Source organism: Microcoleus sp. B4-C2 (genome assembly GCF_036705265.1).
In the GTDB taxonomy this organism is placed as follows: domain Bacteria; phylum Cyanobacteriota; class Cyanobacteriia; order Cyanobacteriales; family Microcoleaceae; genus Microcoleus.
In genome coordinates this window covers 1-26610 of the sequence record NZ_JAUBUB010000022.1, presented here as the reverse complement: position 1 = coordinate 26610, position 26610 = coordinate 1, and the positions used below count along the sequence as shown (strand labels likewise).

At 44.4% G+C, this 26610-nt stretch carries 23 protein-coding genes and 1 pseudogene; 10 read left to right on the top strand and 14 right to left on the bottom strand.

What is annotated here, in order from left to right:
- Window positions 1-36: 36 nt before the first annotated feature.
- Window positions 37-776, top strand: a pseudogene (locus QUB20_RS28670) (Uma2 family endonuclease).
- Window positions 777-1034: 258 nt separating this feature from the next.
- Here the strand turns inward: QUB20_RS28670 and QUB20_RS09670 are convergent.
- The 3 genes from QUB20_RS09670 to QUB20_RS09660 all read right to left on the bottom strand — a co-directional run bounded on the left by QUB20_RS09670 (window position 1035) and on the right by QUB20_RS09660 (window position 3305).
- A complete protein-coding gene (locus QUB20_RS09670; protein WP_333245611.1) occupies window positions 1035-2210 on the bottom strand; it encodes an AI-2E family transporter in 1176 nt (391 codons plus the stop codon).
- Between the two features lie 179 nt (window positions 2211-2389).
- On the bottom strand, window positions 2390-3007 hold the full coding sequence (locus tag QUB20_RS09665; RefSeq protein WP_333210418.1) for a Uma2 family endonuclease: 618 nt from the start codon (window positions 3005-3007) through the stop codon (window positions 2390-2392).
- Window positions 3008-3116: 109 nt separating this feature from the next.
- Entirely contained in the window at window positions 3117-3305 is a 189-nt protein-coding gene (locus tag QUB20_RS09660; RefSeq protein WP_332984302.1) for a hypothetical protein, read from the bottom strand.
- 144 nt (window positions 3306-3449) lie between these two features.
- Between QUB20_RS09660 and QUB20_RS09655 the strand changes: the two genes are divergently transcribed.
- The 5 genes from QUB20_RS09655 to QUB20_RS09635 all read left to right on the top strand — a co-directional run bounded on the left by QUB20_RS09655 (window position 3450) and on the right by QUB20_RS09635 (window position 10256).
- Window positions 3450-4034, top strand: a complete 585-nt coding sequence (locus QUB20_RS09655) for a Uma2 family endonuclease (protein WP_333291310.1) — start codon at window positions 3450-3452, stop codon at window positions 4032-4034.
- Window positions 4035-4403: 369 nt separating this feature from the next.
- The gene (locus tag QUB20_RS09650) at window positions 4404-5735 is read left to right on the top strand and encodes a class I SAM-dependent methyltransferase (protein ID WP_333241992.1); all 1332 of its coding nucleotides are present in this window, start codon (window positions 4404-4406) and stop codon (window positions 5733-5735) included.
- Between the two features lie 108 nt (window positions 5736-5843).
- Window positions 5844-6386, top strand: a complete 543-nt coding sequence (locus tag QUB20_RS09645; RefSeq protein WP_333245604.1) for a type IV pilin-like G/H family protein — start codon at window positions 5844-5846, stop codon at window positions 6384-6386.
- 151 nt (window positions 6387-6537) lie between these two features.
- Window positions 6538-8829, top strand: a complete 2292-nt coding sequence (locus QUB20_RS09640) for an O-linked N-acetylglucosamine transferase family protein (protein ID WP_333245600.1) — start codon at window positions 6538-6540, stop codon at window positions 8827-8829.
- Window positions 8748-10256, top strand: a complete 1509-nt coding sequence (locus QUB20_RS09635; protein ID WP_333245598.1) for an FkbM family methyltransferase — start codon at window positions 8748-8750, stop codon at window positions 10254-10256. Before QUB20_RS09640 ends, QUB20_RS09635 begins: the two co-directional genes overlap by 82 nt.
- Here QUB20_RS09635 and QUB20_RS09630 read toward each other — a convergent pair.
- From QUB20_RS09630 to QUB20_RS09605, 6 genes are all read right to left on the bottom strand, one after another.
- Window positions 10240-11883 (bottom strand): glycosyltransferase family 2 protein, encoded by a 1644-nt coding sequence (locus QUB20_RS09630; protein WP_333245595.1) that lies wholly within the window; start codon window positions 11881-11883, stop codon window positions 10240-10242. The genes QUB20_RS09635 and QUB20_RS09630 overlap by 17 nt on opposite strands.
- A 64-nt stretch (window positions 11884-11947) precedes the next feature.
- Complete coding sequence (locus QUB20_RS09625) at window positions 11948-12340, bottom strand: tetratricopeptide repeat protein (protein ID WP_333245593.1); 393 nt, start codon at window positions 12338-12340, stop codon at window positions 11948-11950.
- Between the two features lie 212 nt (window positions 12341-12552).
- Entirely contained in the window at window positions 12553-12705 is a 153-nt protein-coding gene (locus tag QUB20_RS09620) for a hypothetical protein (RefSeq protein WP_333245589.1), read from the bottom strand.
- A 115-nt stretch (window positions 12706-12820) separates the two neighbouring features.
- Window positions 12821-13576: a Uma2 family endonuclease gene (locus QUB20_RS09615; protein WP_333245586.1), complete on the bottom strand. Its 756-nt coding sequence runs from the start codon at window positions 13574-13576 to the stop codon at window positions 12821-12823.
- 179 nt (window positions 13577-13755) lie between these two features.
- On the bottom strand, window positions 13756-15246 hold the full coding sequence (locus QUB20_RS09610; RefSeq protein WP_333245583.1) for an MlaD family protein: 1491 nt from the start codon (window positions 15244-15246) through the stop codon (window positions 13756-13758).
- Window positions 15247-15339: 93 nt separating this feature from the next.
- Entirely contained in the window at window positions 15340-16122 is a 783-nt protein-coding gene (locus tag QUB20_RS09605) for an ATP-binding cassette domain-containing protein (RefSeq protein WP_333066584.1), read from the bottom strand.
- 164 nt (window positions 16123-16286) lie between these two features.
- Between QUB20_RS09605 and QUB20_RS09600 the strand changes: the two genes are divergently transcribed.
- A complete protein-coding gene (locus QUB20_RS09600) occupies window positions 16287-17687 on the top strand; it encodes a gluconeogenesis factor YvcK family protein (RefSeq protein WP_333056231.1) in 1401 nt (466 codons plus the stop codon).
- Between the two features lie 111 nt (window positions 17688-17798).
- Window positions 17799-18248, top strand: coding sequence for a tRNA (adenosine(37)-N6)-threonylcarbamoyltransferase complex ATPase subunit type 1 TsaE (gene tsaE / locus QUB20_RS09595; RefSeq protein ID WP_333245677.1), 450 nt, complete (start codon window positions 17799-17801; stop codon window positions 18246-18248).
- Window positions 18249-18397: 149 nt separating this feature from the next.
- On the opposite strand, the gene QUB20_RS09590 is transcribed toward tsaE, so the two are convergent.
- From QUB20_RS09590 to QUB20_RS09580, 3 genes are read right to left on the bottom strand one after another with little or no spacing between them, the layout of a single operon-like run.
- Window positions 18398-18736: a DUF5615 family PIN-like protein gene (locus QUB20_RS09590; protein ID WP_333245580.1), complete on the bottom strand. Its 339-nt coding sequence runs from the start codon at window positions 18734-18736 to the stop codon at window positions 18398-18400.
- Window positions 18737-18739: 3 nt separating this feature from the next.
- Window positions 18740-19066 carry a DUF433 domain-containing protein gene (locus tag QUB20_RS09585; protein WP_333159647.1) on the bottom strand — a complete coding sequence of 109 codons (327 nt, stop codon included), beginning with the start codon at window positions 19064-19066 and terminating at the stop codon, window positions 18740-18742.
- Between the two features lie 60 nt (window positions 19067-19126).
- On the bottom strand, window positions 19127-20449 hold the full coding sequence (locus tag QUB20_RS09580; RefSeq protein WP_333245577.1) for a dihydroorotase: 1323 nt from the start codon (window positions 20447-20449) through the stop codon (window positions 19127-19129).
- Window positions 20450-20538: 89 nt separating this feature from the next.
- On the opposite strand from QUB20_RS09580, the gene lepB reads away from it, so the two are divergent.
- Window positions 20539-21147, top strand: a complete 609-nt coding sequence (lepB, locus tag QUB20_RS09575) for a signal peptidase I (protein WP_333245575.1) — start codon at window positions 20539-20541, stop codon at window positions 21145-21147.
- Between the two features lie 172 nt (window positions 21148-21319).
- On the opposite strand, the gene QUB20_RS09570 is transcribed toward lepB, so the two are convergent.
- Together QUB20_RS09570 and QUB20_RS09565 are read right to left on the bottom strand one after the other, a co-directional pair.
- Window positions 21320-22855 carry a peptide ligase PGM1-related protein gene (locus QUB20_RS09570; protein WP_333245572.1) on the bottom strand — a complete coding sequence of 512 codons (1536 nt, stop codon included), beginning with the start codon at window positions 22853-22855 and terminating at the stop codon, window positions 21320-21322.
- 371 nt (window positions 22856-23226) lie between these two features.
- A complete protein-coding gene (locus QUB20_RS09565) occupies window positions 23227-24846 on the bottom strand; it encodes a glycosyltransferase family 39 protein (RefSeq protein ID WP_333245569.1) in 1620 nt (539 codons plus the stop codon).
- Window positions 24847-25162: 316 nt separating this feature from the next.
- Between QUB20_RS09565 and recA the strand changes: the two genes are divergently transcribed.
- Window positions 25163-26299, top strand: a complete 1137-nt coding sequence (recA, locus tag QUB20_RS09560; RefSeq protein WP_333245567.1) for a recombinase RecA — start codon at window positions 25163-25165, stop codon at window positions 26297-26299.
- Window positions 26300-26610 lie beyond the last annotated feature (311 nt).

Sequence of the window (26610 nt, the reverse complement as noted above, 5' to 3'; positions counted from 1 at the left end):
ATAACAATATCATAGATCAAATAAAGGGCGATCGCCATGACTCAAGCGATATTAAAACCAGTCACCTTCGATGAATTTATTGACTGGTATCCTGAAAATTCTGAAAACCGTTACGAACTGCACAATGGAGCTATTGTTGAGATGCCTAAAGCAACCGGAGAACATTCAGAAGTAGCGGGCTTCCTTGTCGCTGAACTCAACTTTGAAATCCGACGACTAGGACTTCCTTACTTCGTTCCCAAAGAATGCGTTGTCGCCACCAATTATGATACAAGTTTCACAAAAAAATAATGTCACTGCAGGCAAGCTCCAAACCCATATCCAGTAACTCATGGCTAATCTAAAATCTAAAATCTAAAATCTAAAATCTAAAATGGTATGAGTTATCTGGTTACGAACCGGATGCGATCGTTTTGGATAGGCAAGGGACGGACAGCGAACCGAGATGGAAAAAGGAATCTATCATTACAATGGGTAGTTCTGTCCGGCTAATTGTCGAAGTGGTCAGTACCAATTGGCGGGATGATTATGGCTACAAATTGGTGGATTACGAAGCTTTGGGCATTTCTGAATACTGGATTGCGGACTATTTGGGACTTGGTGGGCGACGCTATATTGGCAATCCTAAACAACCTACTTTTTCTGTTTACCAGTTGGTTGACGGTGAGTATCAAGTCAGTCAGTTTAGAGGGAACGAGCGGGTTTTGTCGCCCACATTTCCGCAGTTAAATTTGACGGTTCAACAGATTTTTAGTGCCGGCAGAGATACGGTATAAAATGCGAGGCTAGAAGATAGTTATTTGATGGCGTTCGTACCACAATTTTCCTAACTTTGTAGTGAATACTTCTGTCCTATAACTGGGAATGAATCAGGAGTGAAGTCAATCGATTAAAGATTAAAGATTAAAGAATTGAAGCCTTGACCCCACGGATAAATTCGGGGGGCAAGTTTCATCGGATACAGGTTTTTTATTTCTGGACGGATGAATCCGGGGGCTTGTATCATGGATGCTTTCGGTCATTATGAATTTTAACTATTGATTTTCAGGAGCCTCATTGTCAGAATGATCGGGGATGTTGGGTTTCTGTTCTGGTAAATATTTTTCTGGGAGGCTTTCGGCGACTCCTATAGATTCCTGTTTTTCATTGATAGCAGAATCGATTGCTGCTAAGGTTTTAGGACTGGCACTCCATTGGTTGAGAATATCTTTAATTAGAGCTTCCCTAATCCAAACTTGAGCTACAACGGTGAGGGGGAGGGCTAGTAATAAGCCTAAAAATCCAAAGAAGGTGGCGAAGAATACTTGAGCTATTAATGTTACTGCTGGCAGCAGTGATACTTGCTGTGCCATGACGTAGGGGGTGAGGACGTTACTTTCAAACTGTTGAATTAAAAAGTAAAGGATGAAGACAAAACCGGATTGCAAGGGAGAATCTAAAAGTGCGATCGTCATTGGCGGGATGACGCTCAGAGTGGGGCCTATATTGGGAATTAGGTTAAGAAATCCTGCTACTACAGCGTGAGCTAGCGGTAGGGGAACTTGCAAGACTGACAGACCAATTAAGCTCAAAAAAGCAATCACACTCATGCTAATGAGAGCCCCGATGACCCATCGACCTAGAGCTATTTCGCATTCATCTAAGATGCCATCGACTCGTCGCCGATAAAAAGAGGGAAATAGTTGGATGAATGCTTTGCGGTAAGATAGAGGTTCTGCTAATGTCATCAATGTCAAAACTATGACGAGCAAAAAGCTGAGGATAACGCCTAATGTGTTGCCTACAAAGGCTCCTGCACCGCCGACGAGTTGGTTGAATAAAGGTTGCAGTTGTTGCATGATGTCGTTAACATCAAGATTTGGCAGTCGCTGACCAAATTGTCCCGAAAAACGACCTTCAAATTGATCGATCCACTGATTTAATCTTTCTATTCCTTGAGGGGCTCTTTGGGTAAGTTGTTGAAACTGTTGGGTAAAGGGCGGTACAATTATCAGGAATAAGCCTACGAATACGAGGATTAGGAAGCTAACTGATAAGAGTACGGCGATCGATCTTTTGAGTCCGAATTTTTGCAAGTAGCGTGCTAGTCTGTTTAAGGCGGTGGCTAAGACGACGGCCGCAAACAACAGCAGTAGGGCCTGCCTGATTTGCCACAGGATGTAACAAGATGCGATGAGGGCTAATAAGCCCATCCACTGTCCTAGCTTCATTAGATTTTAGATTTTAGATTTTAGATTTTAGATTGAGGAATAGGGTATTGGGAATTGCAGCTTGGTAATTGCTCTGCAGCCCAGAAGCGATAAATCGCATCTCTATAAGATACCTTAGATGCGGGCGATCGCATCTTTAATCGGATACCCCTACTCGGACATTAGTACAAGCAGCCTCCTCAATTCCCTTTTGCGAACACCTGCTGCGCTGTCAGCTTCAATTCTGGGAAAGTTGGGGACTCAATACCCTCGCCGCCTCTGAACAGTTTGACTTGGTATTCCCCGTCAATTAGTTGGTAAACCGAAAAAGTGGGTTGTTTGGGGTTGCCAATAAACCGTCTGCCGCCCAATCCTAGATAGTCTATAATCCAATATTCTTGAATACCCATTGACTCATATGCCTCAAGCTTTAGGGCATAATCATCACCCCAATTAGTGCTAGTTACCTCGACGATTAGGGGGACTGATGAACCCATTGTGATAATTGATGATTTTTCCCATCGTGGCTCGTTTCCAATGGTTTGTTCGTTAAGTACAATAATATCTGGTTCATATCCCGATTCCTCGCGCATGGGTTTGATGACGCATTCTTTGGGGATGAAGTAGGGTAGGTTTAAGCGTTCTATTTCGAGAAATAACCAGCCGCTGGTAAAACCGGCCACTTTAGAATGTTTGCCTGTTGCTTTTGGCATTTCAACAATTTCTCCATTGTGTAGTTCGTAGCGGTGTTCGGAATTCTCAGGATACCAGTCAATGAATTCATCGAATGTTACTAATTCAGGTATAATTTGAATCATGGTGAGTGCCTAAACTTTGGTTTTGATAAGCTGTACGGGGAATTAAGATTTTGGCTAAAACATAGTCTTTAGACCTAGTGTAGATCGATCGCACTTTTTGATTCCGTCTCTACTGCTGCTGTTGGCGCGATCGCCAGCCGAGGATAGCTGCTAGGATGATACTGGGGGTAAAGACGGCGATTAGGGCGTTGAGGTCGGTAGAGGGTATGGATAAGCTAGGCCCTGCATATTTGATGGCCAGGGAAAGGGCGGCGGATAGGGTGAATACTTTGAGGATGGGGCTGATGTTGGTGTTCATGGACGTGGTAGTTGGTTGTATAATTAAGGATTGAGACTATTATCGCAAGTATTGTGTTGCGGGTGCGATCGCGCCTTAGAGTTTTTAACAGGAAAGAGGCGATGAATGTTGTTTTAAACCCAGAACTTGATTGAGGTTCGCATGATGACACAGACACTTTTACAGCCACAAGACCAACGGTTCATTCACTCCGGGATTAGCTGGCAACAGTTCAAGCTAATTGAACAGGGGTTTTCTGACTCCCCTGGCATCAGGTTGTTTTATTACAAAGGAGAGGTAGAAATCTTGGCAGTTTCCCCAGAACACGAATTTTTTAGTAGGACAATTTGTACGCTGCTGTCTATCTACTGCGCCGAAAATGAAATTGAGTTTTCACCTACGGGAAGTTTTACCCAAGAAAAGGAAGGGGTAGTATCTGCACAAGCTGATGAATCTTACTTTATTGGCCGACGCATAACCCCAAATTCTCCCCCAGATTTATGTATCGAAGTTATCTTCACTAGCGGTAATGTCAAAAAATTGCAGCGCTATCGAGTATTGGGAGTTTCTGAAGTCTGGTTCTGGGAGGATGGTGTATTGGCTATGTATCGCTTGGGTTCTGAGGGTTATGACAAAATTTATTCAAGTGTGGTTTTGCCAGATTTAGATATTAACTTATTGTGTCGCTGCTTGCTGATGGCTTCGAGTGTGGAAGCGATGAGGGAGTTTACGAGAGGCATTTCTGGTTAGGGCGATCGCACCTATTTTTTTATGCTTAACTTGATTTGAGTAGGTTGGGGCGATCGCCAGCTTAGCAGTGCGGCAAGGATAATAGTACGGGTAAACACGGCGATTAGAGCGATCGCAGCCGTTGAGGGTATGGATAGAATGGGGCCGCCGTACTTAATGGCGAGGAGAGGGCGATCGAGATCGGGAATACTTTCAGGATAAATGCGGTGTTGGTGTTTATAGAATAGGTCTTTGGTGATACAATATGGCAGCAGGTGGGAAAATTGGGGGGCAATAGATTTGGCCCAAGACGGCGCGGCTCGGATGCCTTTCTATTTTAGAATAGGAATGTCCCACCAGGTAATTTGGTAATATTAGGCTTGATTGAGAATGGATAACCAAGAATCAGAGTTAATCGAGAAAATTCGTCAACAATTTGACAAAGCTCCTTACCCTAAAATTCCCCTCGACCACTCTCCCAAAACAGAGTATCAATCTCTCTATATTCATAATCTGGTAACAGCTTACTATTTAAGAAATCAAAAAGTTATAGATACTGAAGGTAAAGTTATTTTAGATGCGGGCTGTGGCAGTGGCTACAAATCTCTGATGTTAGCAGAAGCAAATCCGGGGGCAAAAATTATAGGAGTAGATATATCTGAGGAGTCGGTCAAGTTGGCCAGACAGCGGTTACAATATCACGGTTTCAATAACACTGATTTTTATGCTCTACCCCTTGAGGATTTACCCGATTTAGGTTTAAAGTTTGACTATATCAATTGTGATGATGTCCTTTATTTAGTACCCGATCCTGTGGTCGGTCTTCAGGCAATGCAAGCCGTTTTAAAGCCCGATGGCATCATTCGCGCTAACCTTCATAGTTCTCTCCAACGCGCTTCTTATTATGCAGTTCAAAAAGTATTTAAGATAATGGGTTTATTAGAAGAAAACCCCCGAGAAATGGAAATAGGTATCGCTAAAGAAATTATAGAAGAATTACAAGATAATGTAGCGATCAAGGCAAGAACTTGGAATTTGCCAGTAGAAAAAAATGAAGAATGGCTGCTGGCCAACTATCTCCTTCAAGGCGATAAAGGCTACACGATTCCAGAAGTTTTTGCAGCTTTAAGGGAAGCGAATTTAGAATTCATCAGCATGGTGAATTGGCGACAATGGGAGTTAGCAGACTTGTTCAAAAATCCCGAAAACTTGCCCGCATTTTTGGCGATGAGCTTGCCGGATCTTCCTGTTGAACTCCGACTACACCTATTTGAGTTATTTCACCCGGTCAACCGATTGATTGACTTTTGGTGTGGTCATCCTAATCAAGCTCACTCTTTTAGAGAGGTGTATGAATGGACGCAATCTGACTGGCAGCAAGTTCGAGTTTATCTGCACCCTCAACTCAGAACACCTCAGTTAAAAAACGATCTAGTGAATGCTATCACTAATCACAAAGTTTTCGAGATAAGCCGCTACGTAAGTCTGCCTACGCGAGTACCAATTACGGTAGATAGTATGATGGCGGCTAGCCTACTACCTTTGTGGGAAACTGATCGGCCACAGTCGGTCATGTGTCTTGTAGAGCGTTGGCTCAAACTCAGACCCCTACATCCTATCACTCTTGAGCAAGCTAAGCCAGAAAAAGCTTTTGAGGAAGTTAAAGAACTCCTTAGTAGCCTAGAAGTCTTTCTATACATACTTTTCGAGCGTTTGGTTTGAGGCTGCTCAAAAATTTGGTTAGCGAGTGATATGAAAGTTATTGAAAAGGGGTAAGTTACTCTTAGGAGTCAAAAATCAAGCATCTCACGCGATTTGGAGAAATAAAACATGAAAACTGAATTGAAAGCGAAATTTCTACAACACCTCAATCAGAAGCGGGATAAGGGTTTCACCTTAATTGAACTGCTGGTGGTTATCATCATCATCGGAATTTTGTCGGCCATTGCCTTACCCTCCTTCTTGAACCAAGCCAACAAAGCTAAGCAGTCAGAAGCTAAGCAGTATATCGGTTCCATGAACAGGTCTCAACAAGCTACCTTCGCAGAAAGTGGTAGATTTGCCACATCTGTTGGCGAGTTGAATCTTGGCATAAAAACGCAGACTCAAAACTATAACTACGCGCTCGATCCCATAGCACCTGCTACAAATGCTACTGAGGTGGGAAATGTCGCACAACCCATAGGGGAAGCGCTCAAAGCATACGCAGGAAAAGTAGCTTTAATTCAGCCTGCAGGAGCAACTGAAAGAACCACTGCGGCGGTATTGTGCGAAAGAACTGCGGCCGGCGCAGGACCTGTAACGGGCTATGCAACGGTTGCCGCTGCCAGTTTGGGTTGTACAGGTACCGCATGGACGGAAGTTTCTAAGTAGGCTTGATCTAGCCTTTAAAGCTAGAATTGTTCCTGCAAGCCTCATCAGAAGCTGATGCAACAATGGGTAGTGTTCTGAACGCTACCCACTCTTGTAGCCAAATTATCACTAAATAGTTATTTTGTTTAGGTATGTTCTTTGCAGTATTTTTTTGCAGCAAGATCATAACAATAAGGATAAAAAAGGAGACTTACTTATGGTGGTATTTTTAGAAAACACCTCGTCTACAGATTTAGCAGCCTTGGAAGAACAAGCACATAAATACTTAACTGAAGGACTGTACACTCTGGCGGCCAACCTATATGAGCAAGCAATTGCTACGGAACCAGATACCAAGTCTCACTACTGGAATTTGGGGCTAATGCTATTATTGCAGGAGCAAGAGCTAGAAGCTCAAGCTACTTGGCTGTTAGGCATGGCAGAGGGTGAGCCAGAACAAATTGAGCAATGGACTGATCAGCTGATAATGGTTCTGCAAACAGAAGCAGAACGCAGGGAGGCTTTGAAAGAGGACTCGATTGCTTGGGCAATTCGGCACCACATCCGGGAGATTGCTCCCACAAATATTAACAACCTGTTATACTTGCTTGAGCTTTCCGTCAGGCTGGGGACTTTTACGGCTGAGGAACTGACTTCTCTAGGAGTGATTAAACTTCTTAAATCAGAAGAATCTGGAGAAGTAAACTTCGAGGTATTGATGCAGGTGTTAAAAAGCATTTTAGAATACGATCCTTTGCACCCATCATCCTTGGAATTGGCAGAAGCCTGCCTTACTCATGTCTGTGACTGCCAACTATATATTAACTCTGTAATACCAACGGCTTTTGGACTGGCAACTTTGTGGAAAAACTCCAGGCAAGCAGTACACTTTGCTGAATTGTGTTTACGCTTAGATCCAAACAATCTAGATATTATCTGTCTTTTAAGTGTTTTTTACCAGAATGCAGGTCAATATAATGAAGGGATAAAGACCGCTAAAATTTTATATTCATTAGCAGAATCTTTGCCTGTGAAAATCTATGCAACGCATCTCGTCCTTCGGGGGTTAATGAGCGCCGGTGGATATTGGGAAGAAGCTGTCTCAGTCGTTAATCGCCTCCAATCTCTACAAGAGTCCTTGATAGCTGAACAGCCAATTTCATTGGACTTAATTACAGCTCATAACCTGTTTCTTACCCCCTTCTTTTTCCCTTACTTTAGAGATGAACCCAAAAAATACAGAAAAATCAGTAACCAATTAGCTCAAATATGCCAAGTCAATATTCAAAACTCTGCTAAAAAGCAGATAGAACTATACAGGCAGCGCCAGTTTACTCATCGCAAAAATATTAGTAGTTTAACCAAACCTTTGAAGATCGGTTATTTATCTCATTGCCTCGCGACCCACGCGGTGGGGTCGCTAGCTCGATGGCTAATCAAATATCACGATCGGGAGCGTTTTCAACTGCATGCCTATTTAATTAATTATAGGAATATGGAGGACCCGCTACAAGAATGGTACGTAAATCAAGTGTCTAAAGCATATAGGTGCGGGATTGTCGGTACTGAAATCGCTGAGCAAATTTCTCAAGATGAAATTGATATTCTAGTTGATCTTGACAGCCTCACCTCAGATGTTAGCTATGAAGTGATAGCGCTTAAACCTGCACCTGTGCAAATAACATGGCTAGGATGGGACGCATCAGGGCTACCTACAATTGATTATTTTATTGCCGATCCTTATGTTTTACCAGAATCAGCTCAGGATTATTATTCTGAAAAGATATGGCGTTTACCTCAAACCTACATAGCAGTAGATGGTTTTGAGGTGGGGATACCAACACTGCGACGCGATCAGTTAGATATTCCTACTGATGCGGTCATATACCTTAGTGCTCAGATAGGTTACAAACGGCATCCTGATACAGCACGGCTCCAGATGAAAATTATCAGTGAAGTCCCTAATAGTTATTTCATAATAAAAGGAGCAGGTGAGGAAGAGTCTATTAAAAAACTCTTTAATGACTTAGCACAAGAAGAGGGTATAGATTTTAATCGATTACGATTTGTGCCAGAGGTAGTCTCGTCAGAAGTTCACCGAGCCAACCTTAGTATCGCTGATGTAGTTTTGGATACCTATCCCTATAATGGGGCTACAACCACTCTAGAAACTTTGTGGATGGGTGTTCCTTTAGTGACAAAAGTTGGAGAGCAGTTTGCAGCTCGCAACAGCTACACAATGATGATGAATGCTGGGATTAACGAAGGCATTGCTTGGACAGATGAAGAGTATATAGAATGGGGAATTCGTTTAGGGAAAGATGCGGCCCTGCGGCAGCATATATCCTGGAAACTGCGGCAGTCACGACAAACGGCTCCACTGTGGAATGGCAAGCAATTTACGCTAGAGATGGAGAAAGCATACGAGCAGATGTGGCGAAATTACGTAGAAGCTGGCAATTAAATGCTGCCCTAGGCATAACAGAGGAAAAAATTACTATGACGAATAATCACATTCCTAGAAGTTCAATGTTGGGGTCATTATTGAATGCAAAGCAGTTGGGTTTTGATCCGGAAACGGTTATTGACGTAGGTGCTGGATTAGGTACATTTGAGATTTATTATGCTTTTCCAAAATCCAGATATCTCCTGATCGAACCCATAGCCGAGAACGAACCATATCTAAAAAAAATCTGTCAACATCTTGAAAGAGCAGACTATATAATTGCTGCTGCTTCCACAGAGGCAGGAGTTGTGCCTCTTCAAGTGAATGTGAGCAACTTTATCCACTCTTACATCTCAGAGGATGGTGAAGCTAGCTCCGAAAATTTTGAGCTAAGGACAATCCCGGCCGTTACTCTGGATGAAATTTGTAAAACTCGCCAGTTAGAAGGGCCGTATTTAATCAAAGTTGATGTAGATGGTAGAGAACTAGATGTCCTAGCAGGTGCAACTCAAACTCTTCAAAATACAGAGTTGGTAATTGTAGAAGTTAATTTATATGTAACAGCTAGATTTGATAAGATGGCTAGTGTTATAAACTTTATGAAAGAGCAAGGTTTTGTAGCCTATGATCTTGTCAATCTTGCTTGTCGTTATTCAGACTTAGCTTTATTTCAGGTTGATATGGTTTTTGTCAAAGAATCAGGTCAGTTTACAAAAGAATCCCGTTATGTGGCAGAAAACGAGCAGGAAGAAAGACTGAGGGCGCATTTGAAAGCGTATCGAGAAACCTTAATCGCACAGATCGAAAATTTGACGCCCTTTGAATTTTTACAAAAAACTGGATTGACTCAAGCAGAAACTATCCAGAATCAAGCTTATCAAAACTTACTTCAAGGAGATTACAGCCGAGCTGCCCATCTCTACGAAGAGGCTATTGAAGCTGAACCCGATAATAGGTTTCACTATTGGTATTTGGGGTTGGCGTTGCTATTAGACGCACAAGAGATAGAAGCTCAGGCGACATGGCTGATGGGGATGACGGGAGGAGATAGCGAACAAGTCGATCTGTGGACAAAGGATTTAATGCAAGTCCTGCAAACAGAAGCGGAGCGACGGGGAAAATTCGGAGACTATGGAATTACTTGGACAATCCGCCATCATCTACGGGAAATCAATCCGACAGACATTAATAATCTATTGCATTTGATTAACCTGTCTATTCGGATGGGGATCTATACAGAAGCTGAACTCGATTCTTTGGGCGTAATCAAGCTTCTGAAGTCGGATCAATCCTCTGAGGTAGATTCTGGCTTATTGCTGCTAGTTGTGAAAAATGTTTTAGAATACAATCTTTTGCACCCACTTTCTAGAGAATTATATGAGCAAGCGGGAACTAGGCTTTTTGGAGCTAGCCCACCGCAGGATACCCTTAAGAAGGAGAACTGATTTCATTAGGGGAGTTGCTGATAATTAAGCTGTCTAGCTCACGAGTGGGAATGTGTTGGGCTTGTACTCTGGCGATCGCCTCTTTATTTTCAGACTGCAACACAATTCTACCATGCAGGCGAGGTTTCACAGCTTCCCACTGAATTTCGCTCAACAGTCCAATCACAGAAATTTCAGGCCCGTCGGAGACATCTAAGTCCTCTTCCATTAACAGGTTCATCACCACACTAGATAAAGCAAGATTAGCATCTTCATCAGAAATTTGGCTACTGTCTACCAGCAGAGTCATCTTATCTTTGTCTGGGTGAGTTACTATCGCTCTTATTACCTGGGCAAACTCCTCATTTAAAGAGGGTTCCGGCTGATTCCAGTCTGGAAATACGATTAAATTGATTTCTCTTAAGTTCAGGTTTTGGTAGAGATCACTTCTGTACTCTTTAGACAGATAGTTAACCCGAAAAAAGCTTAAATCAGGTAACATTCCCCATACCAGCCTCGCCGCTTGAGCCACATTAGATATTCCCGCTTGCTCTCCATTAATCGCCCAGGTACCTATTGAGCCATTTCCGTCCGACATGGGACCTTGATATGCTTGGGGCTGATGCGTCTGTCTTTCAGGAATATTAAACTGCGAAGGGGGAATTTTATGTTTTTTAGCCAATTCTTCAATTTCTTGCAAACGAGTGTCGTACTCGCCAATATCCATATTGATACTTGAAGCACCAGCCCTTACGACAGTTAAAATATCAAATTTAATTTCTTCATCCTCCGGGAAAAATAACTCTTTGGTACTAACTTGCACGTCAGCAATGCACATAAATGGGTTGATTGATGGTACTAAACTATCGTGCAGCAGTTTCTTGGTATCTTTTTTGGCATCGTTTAAAAAATCTTTAAATGGTTTCCCATCCAAGCTGGGGTAGCACGATGAAGTTCCCGTACTATGTCCAGAATTGCCCGCCACTGAAAGAGGGCGAAAAGAATATAAGTAATTTTCTAAATAATAGGCATTAATCACACCCGAATACACATCGGGAATAGATGACATGAAATATTTACCATGAACAGATTTAATCTTTTCTATTAAGGCTCTAGGAATAAAAGCATTGTAGAGCATGGGGAGTTCACCATAAGAAACTTCAAAATTATAGAACTGCTTTAATTTTTGTCTTGCTTGAAAATTTACAGCTACCTGATCCTGCAACTGAACGTACAATTTATTCTTATGCCAAGGGACGATCGCACTCTGCCACCAATATACAGTGCCCCGAGACCAAGCCACTGTCTGCACGTCATATTCCTGGAGAAGATTTAAACAAATTTCGAGGCAATCTGGCATTAAAGCATCATCATCTCCGAGAACAGTAATGTATTCTCCTGTAGCGTGAGATAACCCCAATTCCCAATTGTCAGACATGGAGAGTCTTTCATGTGCGCGATAATACTTGATTCGCTCATCATTAAATGAAGCTACAACTTCGGCAGTTTCTGCACTACTAAAATTGTCCATAACCACCAGTTCAAACTCCTTATGAGTTTGATTAAGTACACTCTGAATCGAATGTTTTAATGTATCATGTCTCTGGCGTGTAGGGATGATAATAGAAAAGAAATTGTTTGATGACATTATTGATACCTAGGATAGATAATAAAATTGAGATTTCGCCAATTCTTAATTAACCGATCGCCTACTACTTCCCCTTCGCCTGCCCCAACAATACCTTATAATCCGCCCGATCGGGATTTAGCTTCACCAACTTCTCCAAAGGCTCGATCGCCCCTACCTTATTATTCATCTGCAACCGCACATTTGCCAACCCCTCCAGAGCCGTCGGATTCTGAGGTTCCCGCTGCAAAACCGTCTCATATCCCCTTTCCTGCGCCGCCAGCAAAGATTCCTGAGAAACTGCTACCGGAGCAGATTTTTGCTGGTGCTGGCTGCTCAAACCGCTGCCGAACAGACTCACCATACCAAAAATTGCCGAACCACCAAAGCCAACCATTGATACTAACGCAAAAATCTGCTTAATTCGATCGCTCCGATGAACCCGACTATCACTAGATTTTTTCTGTGTGCTTTCCATTGCTAACTCTTGGTGTCGCTGTTTTCCAGGCACTCGCAAAGCACCTAATCTCTAGAATGCCCAAGTTCGATCGCAAAACGATCGCCCTTCGCAATTTAAAATTTGAAACCAATTCTAGCCCCTACACAAAATCTTAGATTTGTCAATGACATTTAGGTGACAATAACACGCGGGCGATCGAGATCGATGAAGCGCGATCGCACCCTTACTTTTTAGCCGTTACTCTCTGAGATTTCGCCAAACCGAGCTCGGTAACGCGGTAGCAAAGATGTGAGTTCAGGAGCACGCTGGCGTTCCGCTTCTAGTGCTGAGGCTAATTCATCAGAAAGCCGATCTAATTTTTCTTTTAATTTTGTTGCAGTCATGCCGATCGCTCCTTAATTGTGGTTATTTTTAATCTCAAACGCCCTTGCTGACTCGATGGTGCAATCAAAATGGGATTGGATTAATGGCCGAAAGGTCTATCGACCTTTCACACCTTCAAATGCCATCAGGATCGATGCCTTGGCTTCTCAAGTATGCCATTAGTCGATCGGCCCTCTGGCGTTCCTCTTCGGCGCGCTGGCGTTCCTGTTCCACCCGTTCAGCACCCCACAGCAGCAAATTGCCATTCTCATCCCACCAGCGCAACCAATAACCCGTTCTCTGAGATTTTTCACCTTCCCAAACCCCCAAAAATAAACCCATTGATTCTATCCAGAATCGCTGATTAGCATCCGGTTCTTGCAGTTCGTATTCTCCCGAATTCGAGAGTCTGTACACTTCCAACACTCCCGATTTTGGTTCAAAAATTACATAAATCGGTACTTGCAAAATTCGCTCGTAAAACCGCCATTTTCCGTAAGGATATGTCGGTTTATTTGAATATTCACTACCGTCAGTATCCGATAAAAATTCCATCACTACTGCGGGTACTTCTCCCTCAGCATTGCGCGTATAACTGCGGCGAACTTCTCCTGGTTCTGCTGGCAATACCGAGGGAACATACACCCAATCTGGTGCTTTTACTACTGTTTTGTCGTTAACTTTGGCACACAGTCCAAAATTGGAAGCTATTAGCATTGAAGCTAGGATAAATCCTGCGAGATCCAAGGCTTCTCGCAGGGCCGCAGCTAAAAGTGGTTGGTCGATGTTTTCCACAGGATCGTCGGGTAATTTAAAGTCGTCTGGCAATTTTTCCCAAGTTATATTATACTTCTTTTTGGTTTCTTCCGGTTTCGATAAAGTTTGCGTCATTGGTTTTCCTGGTTGCGATAGAATGAGTTTTTTCTTAATATGATTTGGACAAGAACTTTAAGGCAGGGTGCGAAAGCCGCACTTTATTAACTAGCTGTAATCGGAGTGCGTATTCCCCACATTACTAACTAGAGTAAGTCGCGAATATTGCACTGGCGGTTATTCAATAATACCCTGTTTTAAGGAGTATTTTCGGGAGCCACTGGTTCTGCTGATCTTGCAGTTTGAGAAGGTAGAACAGGCAATTTGGGCGGTTTTTGCAAGCGAGGAAATCCCGGCTCTACTGATTGATTTCTGGCAGTTTTACTCGCATTTACTTTCTCAGAAAGGGGAGCTAATGTTTGAGTCACTTTAACTTGCTGTCGCAGTTGTTCTGTCGAACCCAATAAGCCTCCCAATCCGTTGAATAACCTGCGAATATTGTTGCGGAAAGCCGGATCTCCTGTCAAATCATCCACGTCGGAAGTAATTTTCTGGACGTTTTGAAATGTAGCTCGTGCAGAATCTAGAGTTTGCTGCAATAATAGCAAATTGGCGGGATTGTTTACCTGGCTGGATAAATCTCGCAAGTTACTAGAAGCTTGGGCCGCATTCGCTGATAAAACTTCTAAATTGTTCAGCAATTGTCCTTGGTTGATTCGATTTATTGTCGGACTCAAACTGCTGACAGCTACCCGCAGTTCCTGACTGCTTTGATTGATGTTATTCAGAGTAGAGACTAAACTGGCGCGGTTGGTTGTTACTAAAGAATTGAGTTGGTTGGCTGTTAATGTAATTTGATTGGCTGCTTGAGTTACTGAATTAGCAGAATTTATCGCAGCGGCAGATACGGCTTTTGTGGAAGTGTCCGCAGTAGCTGCTACTTTAGAAACATCAGCGGCGGCGGCTGATATTTCCGTCTTGAGCGATTGATTTAAGGTGCTTGCTTCCCCCTTTAATGATTGATTTAAACTGCTAGCTTCCCCCTTTAATGATTGATTTAAACTTGCTATTTCGGTTTTGACAGATTGATTTAAACTCCCAAGGTCTCCCCTTACAGATTGATTTAAAGTTTTTATTTCCGCTTGGGCAGTTTGAGTTAAATTTGATAAATCTTGAGTGAGTTTAGCTGCACCTTTAGCTGTGTTTGCTGTATTTTCTGCAAGAGATTTAATATTGTTGAACAGCGCGGGGTCAGTGTAGAAATTAGCTAGGCGGACTGTGGATTTAATTAGTTCATCGATAGTGACTCCAGCTTGACCTTTTAAGCGCGAATTTTGACAGATAATCTCTGGGGGACAGTCGGCACTAACGGGATTGGCGGTAACTAATGATTCTGGCAAAATCGAGTTGGGTGTAATGTCGATCGACGATTCGCCAATTAAACCCGATTTATTCGCTTCGATCGTAACATCCCTGGGAATCACTAAAGTTCCGGGGGCAATCTCCAGCGTCACGTCTACGCCGTTGGAACCCGGTTGGAGGGCGGTAATTTTACCGACTGCAACCCCGCGATACCTGATGGGCGTACCTATTTGCATTCCTTGGGCGCTGGCAAATTCTACGGCGAATTTGTAGCTGCGGTTCCCTACCTGCACGCCCCGCAGCCAGAGCACTAAGCCGCCAAATAAACCGATTCCTACTAAAATTAAGAACCCGACAGAACCTTCTCTTACAGTTCGCGATCGCATATTACCTCCTTAGTCATTGGTCATTGGTTATTAGTCATTCATCATCGGTCATTTCAATCTAAAATCTAAAATCTAAAATCTAAAATTGGCTGACTATCCCAGCGCTTGAATTGGCCCAGTAACACTGCCACTAAAAAATTGTCGGATAAGTAAATTATCTGTCGATGCAATGTCATTGACAGTTCCCTCCCACTGCACTTTGCCTCGATAGAGAAACACGATGCGATCGGCAGTGCGGCGGATGGTACTGTCTTGGTGAGTGACGATCGCATAAGTGCTGCAAACACCTTGGGCCGCCTGCAAGTCCCTGATTAAATCTTCAATTACCGTCGAAGCGATCGGATCTAAACCCGCCGTCGGTTCGTCGTACAGCAAAACCTCTGGATTATCCCTGTCATTATCAGGATTCGCCATGATCGCGCGGGCAAAACTTACCCGCTTCCTCATTCCCCCAGACAACTGCGCCGGATAGCGTTCGCCAATTCGCGGCAAACCCACCATCTCCAACTTTTCCTCCACCAATTCCCGAATGCGGCGGCGCGGCAGCTTAGAATGCTGGTAAAGTAAAAAACCGACATTCTCCTCCACCGTCAGCGAATCAAACAAAGCCGCTTGCTGAAACACCATCCCAATTCCGATCGGATCTGCCACGTCGTCCACCCATCCGACTCTGCGCTGTCCCTGAACAAAAACCTCACCGGCATCCGGGGCCAACAAACCCGCAATTATCCGCAGAATCGTAGATTTCCCCGTCCCGGAAGGGCCAATAATTGCCAGGGCCTCTCCCCGATAAATCCTCAGATCCACTCGATCGAGGATCGGGTTCTGGCCGAAGGACTTACTTACCCCCTTGAGTTCGATTAGTGGCTCAGCCATAGGATGTTATCAATAAGTTGTCAGTCATCAGTCATCAGTCTACCTAATGACTCATGACTCATGACTAATCACTAATTACTTAAATTGACTGCCAGAATCAAAACTCTCTTGTATTGTAAATTTGTCAGATCGAGCTGTTCCAATACCCTTAAGACTAATTAACCATGTCAATTAGTTCACTTCCTAAAGCCCTCCGCGTCTTGGCTAAAGCCAAGCAGGTTTTTGCCCAATCCAGAAATCCTTACCCCCCTTCTTTGCGGAACGGGCGAGTTCACCAGTGGTTTAAGTGGTTAGCCCCCGGACTGTTAGTGAAACGGTGGCTGCTGATTAGTGCCAGCGGCGTGGTACTTGCCACTTTGGGTTTAGCGATTTGGACTGGGATGACTCCCATTTTCTTCTTATTGCAATTATTGAGAAATTTTTTGGCGTGGATTGCGGAAGTTGTTCCTAATTACGTGTCGGGCCCGATCATCATTGCTGGCGGGATTTTATTAATTCTGTGGGGACAAACTCGCAGTTTGAACTCTATTACTCAAGTGCTGATGCCCGAAGGGAATGAGGAACTGGTCGATCGACTCCTCAACCACCGTCGCTTGCACCGCGGCCCGAAAATTGTGGCAATTGGGGGCGGTACGGGCCTTTCTAATTTGCTCAGGGGATTGAAGGATTACAGCGCCAAAATCACTGCTATTGTCACGGTGGCGGATGATGGCGGGTCTTCCGGGCGGCTGCGGCGGGAAATTGGGGTATTGCCGCCGGGAGACATTCGCAATTGTTTGGCTGCTTTGGCAGATGAGGAAAAGTTATTGACTGAGTTATTTCAATATCGTTTCCGGGCTGGTGACGGTTTGGTGGGTCACAGTTTTGGGAATTTGTTTTTGACGGCGATGAGCGATATTGCTGGAGATTTGGAACAGGCGATCGCGGCGAGTTCTAAAGTTTTAGCAGTTAGGGGAGAGGTGCTGCCGGCTACTCTGAGCGACGTTTCTTTGTGGGCAGAACTGGCGGACGGTCGCAGGATTGAGGGGGAGTCCAGCATTACAAAAGCTAACGGAAAAATCATCAAAATTGGCTGCACTCCTGCTAATCCTCCGGCGTTGCCCAAGGTGGCCCAAGCACTTCGGGAAGCGGATTTTATTATTATTGGGCCGGGGAGTCTTTATACGAGTGTCATTCCGAATTTGTTGGTGCCGGAAATTGCTGATGCGATCGCCAATAGCGAAGTTCCCCGCATTTATGTTTGCAATATTATGACTCAGCCGGGGGAAACTGACGGATACAGTGTTGCAGACCACATTCGGGCGATCGACCGCGCTTGTGGCCGGCCGCTGTTCGATGCTGTAGTAGTTCAAGGAAAAGTCCCTTCTGCAAAGGCTTTGATCCGCTATTCTCAGGAGGATTCTTATCCGGTTGTGCTCGATCGAGAAGCCGTAACGCAATTGGGGCGACGAGTTGTCATCGCCAATGTCATGGATGAAGATCAAAATACGGGTTTAATTCGCCACAATTCGCAAAGGTTGGCGGGGATGTTGCTGCGTTGGTACGGCCGCGCCCAGAACATTTAAGCTGCTGACTGTTGACTGTTAACTGTTGACTGTTGACTGTTGACTGTTGACTGCTGACTGTTGACTGTTGACTGTTGACTGCTAACTAATGACTAATGACTAATGACTAATATGATACTTTCACTTCCAGATGCTGAAGCTACGCGCAAGTTTGGTTTTGCGTTAGGTCGATCGCTCCCCCCCGGCACTATAATCTTATTACAAGGAGATTTAGGTGCAGGCAAAACTACCTTGGTTCAAGGTATCGCTGAAGGTTTAGGAATCTCAGACTCGATTGAGAGTCCTACTTTCACGTTGATTAACGAGTATTTTACAGGGCGAATTCCGCTGTATCATCTAGACTTGTATCGACTAGAACCCCAAGAAGCCGAGGCTTTGCACTTAGAAAGTTATTGGGACGGGTTAGAAATGGATTTGGGAATTGTGGCGATCGAATGGGCGGAAAGATTGCAGTACAAACCCGATAATTATTTGCAAATTTCTTTGAGTTATCTAGATAACGGGCGGCAAATTGAAGTAATTGGTAATGGCGAGTTATTGGATTGGCAATTGGAAATTTGAGACAGGGCGATTTAATTTAGATGTTGTACCATTCTCACTTAGCCTTTTCTGAACAGGCAAGATGCCTGTTCCACAAGAAGAAAATTCACTCTTTGTGGAACAGGCATCTTGCCTGTTCAGAGAGAATGGTGTAACATCTCAGCGCGTACTTACTGCGGACGGTTAACACGAATCAATTTGCCTCTCAAAGTTTCTTCACCAGCAATAGCATCATTGATGCGTGTTGCCAACATTTCTACATTCCGATTTTTGGTACAAACAATAATACCAGAGTGGTCTGGCTGTCGGTTGTGCAGTCCGATAAAATCAAACCGATTTAATGTCAAAACAGCTCTATCTTTGCTTATAGCAAATGCTAGCACCTCTGGATCGGGAATCCCAAGGCCTGCTTTTCCTGCTTCCTGAACAGTCAGGATATTGTGACCAAAAGCGCGCAGCAATTGCACAACAGGCAAAGGAAATTGTTCGTCTGCATACAAATTCAGCATGACTCAGGCTTCCTCATTCTTGCAGATTGCTTCTTCGATTTCCTCCAGATGTGCATCAGCATAAGTCCAAACATTGACTAGATCGGCCGCGCTGAGATGGGGATAAAATTGTAGAAGTTCAGCATCGCTTGAACCTTCACGGCGAAAACTTTCAAGCAGCCAAACTGGGATGCGAGTTTTGGCAATGCAAGCATCGCCGCCACACACATCGGGAGTTTTGGTAATTCCTGGCCAGCTATTGTTTAAACTTTGGGTTAAAAGCCGGATGGCTTCAGCTTTCTCAGTCGGAGTTAAGGCCAGGAGTTGTGTTTCTAGTTCTTGGAGAAGCATGGGTAAAATCGCCTTGGCGAGCGGGAATACCCAATTATAACACTTGAGTTAAATTCATGCTTACTCAGCGTCAAATGTCAATGCTTCTCCCCTCACATTTGTATCCAATTTACCATCCTCAAAAACAACTTTTCCTCCAACAACAGTCACAACTGGCCATCCAGTTAAATTCCATCCTTCAAAGGAACTCCAGCCGCACTTGCTCGCCATCTCTGCGCCGACCACCGGGCGGTATTTCTCCAAATCAACTAAGACTAAATCTGCATCAAAACCCGGAGCAATCGCCCCTTTGTTCGGAATCTTATAAGCCTTAGCAACTGCCGCCGACATCCAATTAGCAACTTGAGCAACTGTACATCTTCCCTCTACTGCTTGGGTCAGCATCAAAGGCAAAGAAGTTTCGACTCCCGGCATTCCAGACGGCGTATTTGGATATTCTTGAGCTTTTTCTGCTAATGTATGCGGCGCATGGTCGGTGGCGATAAAATCAATTACGCCGTCGAGTAAAGCTTGCCAAAGTATTTCGTTATCGCGGGGCTCGCGCAAAGGCGGATTCATCTGAGCTAAACTGCCAATTTTTTGATAGGCGCTGGTATTTAACAACAAATGCTGCGGCGTAACTTCTGCTGTCACCCAACTCGGTTTTTCCTGGCGCAAAAACTCAGCTTCATCCCCCGTTGAAAGGTGCAGAATATGCAGTCGGCGCTGATATTTATTAGAAAGTTTTACTGCTAGTTGAGTTGCCAATAAAGCTGCTTGATTGTCTTGAATTTGCGAGTGAACTGCAATATCGGTAATACCAGCAAATTCCTGACGCCTCTGGTTGATTCTAGCTTGGTCTTCTGCGTGTACCGCAATTAGTCGATCGCCTTTGGCAAAAATCGCCTCTAAAGTTGCTTCTCCATCCACCAACAACTGCCCGTGCATCGAACCCATAAACACCTTAATTCCCGGAGTCGGATTCGCATTCAACAAATCCGGCAAATTCTCCGGCGTTGCACCAATAAAAAAGCCGTAATTCACCAAACACTTCTCGGCAGCGCGACTTAGTTTATCATCTAAGGCAGCTTGGGTTGTGGTCAAAGGTCGCGTATTCGGCATTTCCAAAAACGATGTCACACCACCTTTAGCGCAAGCACAGCTAGCCGTAAACAAATCTTCCTTGTGTTCTAAACCCGGTTCGCGGAAGTGTACCTGGGGATCAATTACTCCGGGTAACAGAGTTAAGCCTTTCGCATCTATTTCTCGATCGCCAGATTCGACAATTTCCGCAGCAACTTGGACAATTTTGCCATCGCATATTTGTACATCTCCTACCAAAAACTCACCATTGGGCAAAAGAATGCGAGCGCGACGGATTAACAAACTTGATTGGGTAGTCATAAGATATCCTTAATTCAGTAAACAGCGTGCTAGCATGGAAGCATTATTAAGTTTATAATTCGTATCCAGCTCAGTCACTACAATACCCTATGACTCGTCTAGACAAGTCAGCCGACGAAAAACCTCCGCAAGACACCGAAAATCCTTGGATCGAAGGAATTAAGACGATCGGCTTAGCAGCATTTTTAGCCTTTGGTATCCGCACCCTGGTTGCCGAAGCACGCTACATTCCCACCGGCTCGATGCTCCCAACCTTACAAATTAACGATCGATTAATTATAGATAAGGTCAGCTATCGATTCCAAGAGCCCCAGCGAGGAGATATTATCGTATTTATGCCTCCTGACCAGGCTAGTTTGTGCACGGGACAGCCGCCACCGATCAAAGATGCCTATATCAAGCGAGTGATCGGACTTCCAGGGGACACTGTGGAAGTCAGAGAGGGAAAAGTTTTTATTAACAAGCAGCCGCTACAGGAAAAATATATTGAAGAAATTCCGCAGTATCCCTACGGGCCTGTAGTTGTAGCTCAAAATTCTTACTTGGTGCTCGGCGACAACCGAAACGCAAGCTGTGACAGCCATTACTGGGGCTTTGTACCCAAGCAAAATATCATTGGTAGGGCAATTGTGCGTTTTTGGCCACTCAACCGCACAGGTTCGATCGACCCCACGCCCCTTTATCCCGCTAAAAATTAGCTCTAACGGAACCAAGAAGGCCAATTCAATAATAGCAATGATTTGGGTGATTAAGAACATCCTAATCGTCTTGCCAGTTGTTATACAAAACGCTAGGGATATTAGATCCCCGACTTCTTCAAGAAGCCGGGGATCTAAGCTGACTGACTGGATCAAATCTAAAATCTAAAATCTAAAATCTAAAATCCCCTGACGTTTCGCGATCGAGAACTTTCACAACTTTGTTATACATATCCTCAGCTTCTTGCTGCGAATTGCCGATACTCGTCACTCCCAATTTGCCAAACTCAGACAAACAACCCATTAAATGAAACACACTGCCCGTCTCAGTACCGCTGTCAAAGTGCAGTTGATTGTCAGCAATAATATCCATCAAATCGTTCGGTAATAATCCCCGATAGCGCTCTTTTTTTAAATTGTCCGAAGCGACATAATATTTGGGACGGCCCTGCAGGCTGTAAAATAATCCTGTCGAACGTTCGTACCGACCGTTTGTTAACAGCTTCAGCGCCATAAACGGATGAGTTGTGCCTCCTTTCCGCAAGTTAATTTCTATTGCTTGCATATCCCATTTGCCGTCTGATTGGCGCACCGCGAGAAAATCTACTCCAAATCTCTCTAAAGCACCTTTTTCGGCTAAATTTTTCCCGACTTTCCATCCCAATTCCTGCAACGCTATTCGATAAGATGCGTCCGCCGGAAATTGGCAACCCAAGAAAATTTGACCGTCTGGGCCTCCTAAAATTTGGTCGTGGGTTGAGAGAATTTCTACTTCCCCACTGGGGACAATTCTGCCTTGAACACTAGGCGAGAACTTTTCTTCTCCTTCGATAAATGCTTCGGCAATAGCCCCTAATTCGGGAATGCGGCTGCTAAAATTTTCCCAGGTTTCGCCCGTTGCTTGAAAGCGCAAATTATGGAAGCTATCGCCAATTGCCTTCGCTCTTTCTGTAGATGTTTTACCTGCGAGGGACTTCATATCTAAAATTGCATTCCCTTCCCCCGAAAAACCTTCATTTAACTTAATTACGATCCGTTGCAAATGCGGCTGCCTTGCCCACAAATCCGCCGCAGCTTCCGCTAAATCTTCCGCATTCCACACCAACTCGGAACCGTCAGGATAAGGCACGCCACATTCTTTAAAAATTTGCCTGCTACCGCTTTTGGTTCCCCAGTATAACAGATCCGGATCGCTAGCCAACAAAGGAATCCCCAATTGAACAGATAACTCCCGTTCTAAGGGCGTCGAGTTATAACAAACCATATAGGATTTTGTCGGCCGCACTGCTTGACGAATGCGCTCCATCAAGCGGGGGCGCTCTAAAATTTTCTGGGTGAGGGATTTGGCAGAAGCATCGTAAGCACTGAACAGCAAAAGCCGATCGCGCGCGTGAGAAAATGGAATTCCCGGCAGCAATTGCAGGTAATAATCCACAATCATCGGGTGCAAGGGTTCCGAGGTAATGTAAATTAAGCGCGTGCGGGGATTTCGCAGGCGAATCAATGAAAATAAATGCCGCTCTTCGTAATGGTAAGCACCCTCAACTTTCTGCATTTCTTGCTGATCTAAGCTGACAGAAGGAATGATAATAATGTCACAATCTCCGCCGTCGAATTCTTCGACTGCTCGCCAACGTTCGCGTAATTCTGTCTGAAGATCGCGAAATTTCTGCGCGGATTCGGAAGATGAATTATTTAACTCTTGCATTGCTTTTTATCCTAACTCTTCAAATAATTATTGCTGATGATGTCAAGTGTGTCAGCCCCAATACCTGAGACAACTCACACAGTTTTTTGTCTGACTCACTTTACCGGGAATATTGACAAAAATGCCCAAATAGTGATTTAAGGTGCGTCAGTCGAAATATTTGAGGCAATTCAAACAGTTTTTTCTGCCCCCGCCCAAAAACCGATACCGTGCCACGTACTCCTATCGTGAATCTCCAAAAATTTTAGACCAAAGTTTAATCTCCCAGATTCATCTGTGGAATAAATCTAAAATCTAAAATCTAAAATCTAAAATCTAAAATCCACTGACGTACCCTACCGGGGACGATCGTCCATTTATGTCAAGCTGCTCTAAGAAGAAGCTCGCCGCACTCGAAAAAGTCTGGCATACTGCAATATCGGCTCTAAGCGGCGTTGATTTTGCTTGAGTGCCGAGATCAATTTTTCCGAAGGGCGGAACACCAGGGGAGCCGAATATTTGTTCAGCATCTCGATTTCTGGCGACTGGCTCAGCAGCATCAACCGCACGTCTTTGTCGAGCAAATAACTCAGAGACAGCAAATCTCCCATGTTCGTAAAATCGTTGCCGCGATCGCTAATTACAATTGTATCTTTAATCGACCGATTAGCTATCGCCTCTTTGTTAATAATTTTCGCAACTTCAGCATTAAAATAGCTCAAGTCTTTGCTCCACCAAGTATCAGAAAAAGCGCTGACTGTACAGGATGCTATACTTGCTGTAAAAACCAGGGCTAAAATGACTTGCCAAAACCGCTGCTGAATTTTCACGTTACTGGCGAGCAAGTAAGCAACTGCTAGCTGCACTCCTGGAAAGCAGGAAATTAGATAGCGGCTGACGGCGGAACGTTTGCCACCTAGGATTAGATCCGGTAATGCCAGTATCAAAAAAGGTACAAAAATTGATGTTACAATAAACAGCCAAGTTGAACTGCTAGTGCGGCGGCAGATTTTGTAAAGGGCTGCCGCAATTAACAGCAAAAATGGCAATCTCAGCAGATAAGTCCAGATATTATCAAAGCCTAAGTCGAAGTCAAAAAATAAAGCTGTAAAGCTGAGCGTCCACAATTTGACAAGATACAGCCAACCAGGAGATACTCGCGTCCAATCTGTCGTAGATGAGGCACGTTCTAGGTTAGTCGCCAGCACGTAAATCCACGGAAGATACAATATTAAAGCTGCTGTTACTGCTAAAAAGAATTGGGAATTAGTTACATGACCTCGCAATTTTGTTTTTTTGACAAACAGCCAGTAAGAAATTATGAAAACTCCGTGTCCGATGAGTGTTAAACTGAAGAAAGGGTGAGTGTAGAAACCAAGGGCGATCGCCAGCGAGTAAAATACCCAATTTTTCCAACCCCGCAACCGCACTGCTCTCAGCAGCAGCCAACTGCTGCCAATAACTATGGCTGTCAGCAAACTGTACTGCCTTGCTGTCTGAGCAAACAATATGTCAAAGGGTGATAAAGCCAAAAGTGCTGTTGCTAATAACGCCGCCAAATTCGAGGCGAAAAGTTCCTGAGCTAAAGCGTACATCAAAGGCAGCGACAGCAAACTCAATATTGCTGGCAAACTGCGCGATGCTGTTAGAGAACTGCCAAATTGCTGCATCCACCAACGAGCCATGAGAAAGTATAAAGGCGGATGCTGCGGGTCTTCTAGTGCTAAAGAACGAATCGTGTCTGCTTCTGTACTTCCCGGTTTAATCCGCTGATATTTTTGCAATTGTGGTGCAGGAATAATCCGGTTTTGGAATAGTTCGTTGTCGATTTCTTGGCGGGTGAAACCAGCGGCGCGGATTGATGTGTAAGCTTCGTCGTGCCAGTACAGTTTGCGATCGATCTCAAAAAACCGAAATCCGATACCTAGTAAAATGCCGATCGCCAATAAGTTAATCAACCAGCCGGAATTTTTGGTATTAACAGATGTGTCTTGATGTGTTGTAGATCCCATGCTTGTCCTAATTGTGGCGATTACTTGTTACCAGGAAGAGCCTGGTAACACAGATCCGGAGGCTCTGCCTCCAATTTTAATGTAAGCTTTTCGAGGCAGAGCCTCGCTTACATCGGTTCCCAGACAGAGCCGGGGAACCAGTTAAATATCTTCTACATCTTGGGCATTCTGAAGGCGGGAGCAGGCTGAACCACCCCAAAATCAACAATCTTCAACCAAATGCTCCCAGAACCTCCAGACCCCAAAAATAACTGCTAACATACGTGTTGTACAGTTAATCAACAAGCTCCGCAAGGGGTCTACCCGCGTACCGCAAATGGCAAAAAAAGAAGCGTCTATAAAAACTTCCACTGAAAACTCAGAAAAGCAAAAAGCCCTAACTTCCGTACTTTCCCAAATCGAGCGCAGCTTTGGCAAAGGGGCGATCGTCCGATTGGGAGACTCCACTCGCATGAGGGTAGAAACCATTCCCACCGGAGCCCTGACACTGGACATTGCTTTGGGCGGCGGTTTGCCAAAAGGTCGAGTTATTGAAATTTACGGCCCGGAAAGTTCCGGTAAAACAACTCTAGCTCTCCACGCGATCGCCGAAGTCCAAAAATCCGGCGGTATCGCAGCCTTCGTCGATGCCGAACACGCCCTCGATCCCACCTACGCCTCAGCTTTAGGCGTCGATATTGAAAATCTCTTAGTTTCCCAGCCGGATACCGGCGAAATGGCCCTAGAAATAGTCGATCAACTCGTCCGTTCCGTCGCCGTCGATATCGTAGTAATTGACTCCGTAGCCGCCCTAGTCCCCCGCGCCGAAATCGAAGGCGACATGGGCGACTCCCACATGGGTTTGCAAGCGCGCTTGATGAGTCAAGCTTTGCGGAAAATCACCGGCAACATCGGCAAATCTGGCTGTACCGTCATTTTCCTCAACCAATTGCGGCAGAAAATCGGCATAACTTACGGCAACCCGGAAACAACAACCGGCGGTAACGCACTCAAGTTCTACGCCAGCGTGCGGCTTGACATTCGCCGCATTCAAAGCTTGAAAAAAGGTACAGAAGAATACGGCAACCGCACGAAAGTTAAAGTTGCTAAAAATAAAGTTGCTCCGCCTTTCCGTATTGCCGAATTTGACATTGTATTTGGCAAAGGCATTTCTACTTTAGGCTGTCTGACTGACTTGGCCGACGAAATGGGAGTAATTCTGAAAAAAGGTTCTTGGTATAGCTACAACGGAGAGAACATAGCTCAAGGACGAGACAAAGTGATCCAGCACATGGAGAAAAACATCGATTTCAAAAATGAAATTGAGGAGCTAGTTAAAAAGAAACTTGAGACTGGTGCTCTGGTTTCTGCTAATTCTGTCGCTCCTATTGAGGTAGATGATGTAGATGATGTAGATGATGTAGATGATGTAGATGATGTAGATGATGTAGAAGTTTTGGACGAAGAAATCTAAGTTTTTTAGTCCTCAATTATTACTCGTTTACTGGTTGTTTACTCGTTTTACTCGTTACTTTCGCAAAGAACGAAAGTAACGCTCAACAGCGACAAGCGAGCCTCGAATTTAATTTTCGCTCGGCTTCGGCTCGCTTGTCGCTTAAATGGGTTAAGAGGCACAGCCAGTCAACCAGTAAACCAGTAATACCAATTTTTTATGAGGTTGCATAGAATCCGATCCCCCCTAACCCCCCTTAGTAAGCAGGGTGGATTAATTGTCCCCAAGTAAATTATAATAGTCGAGCGCGAGCGGCGCGAGTCCGCTCGCCC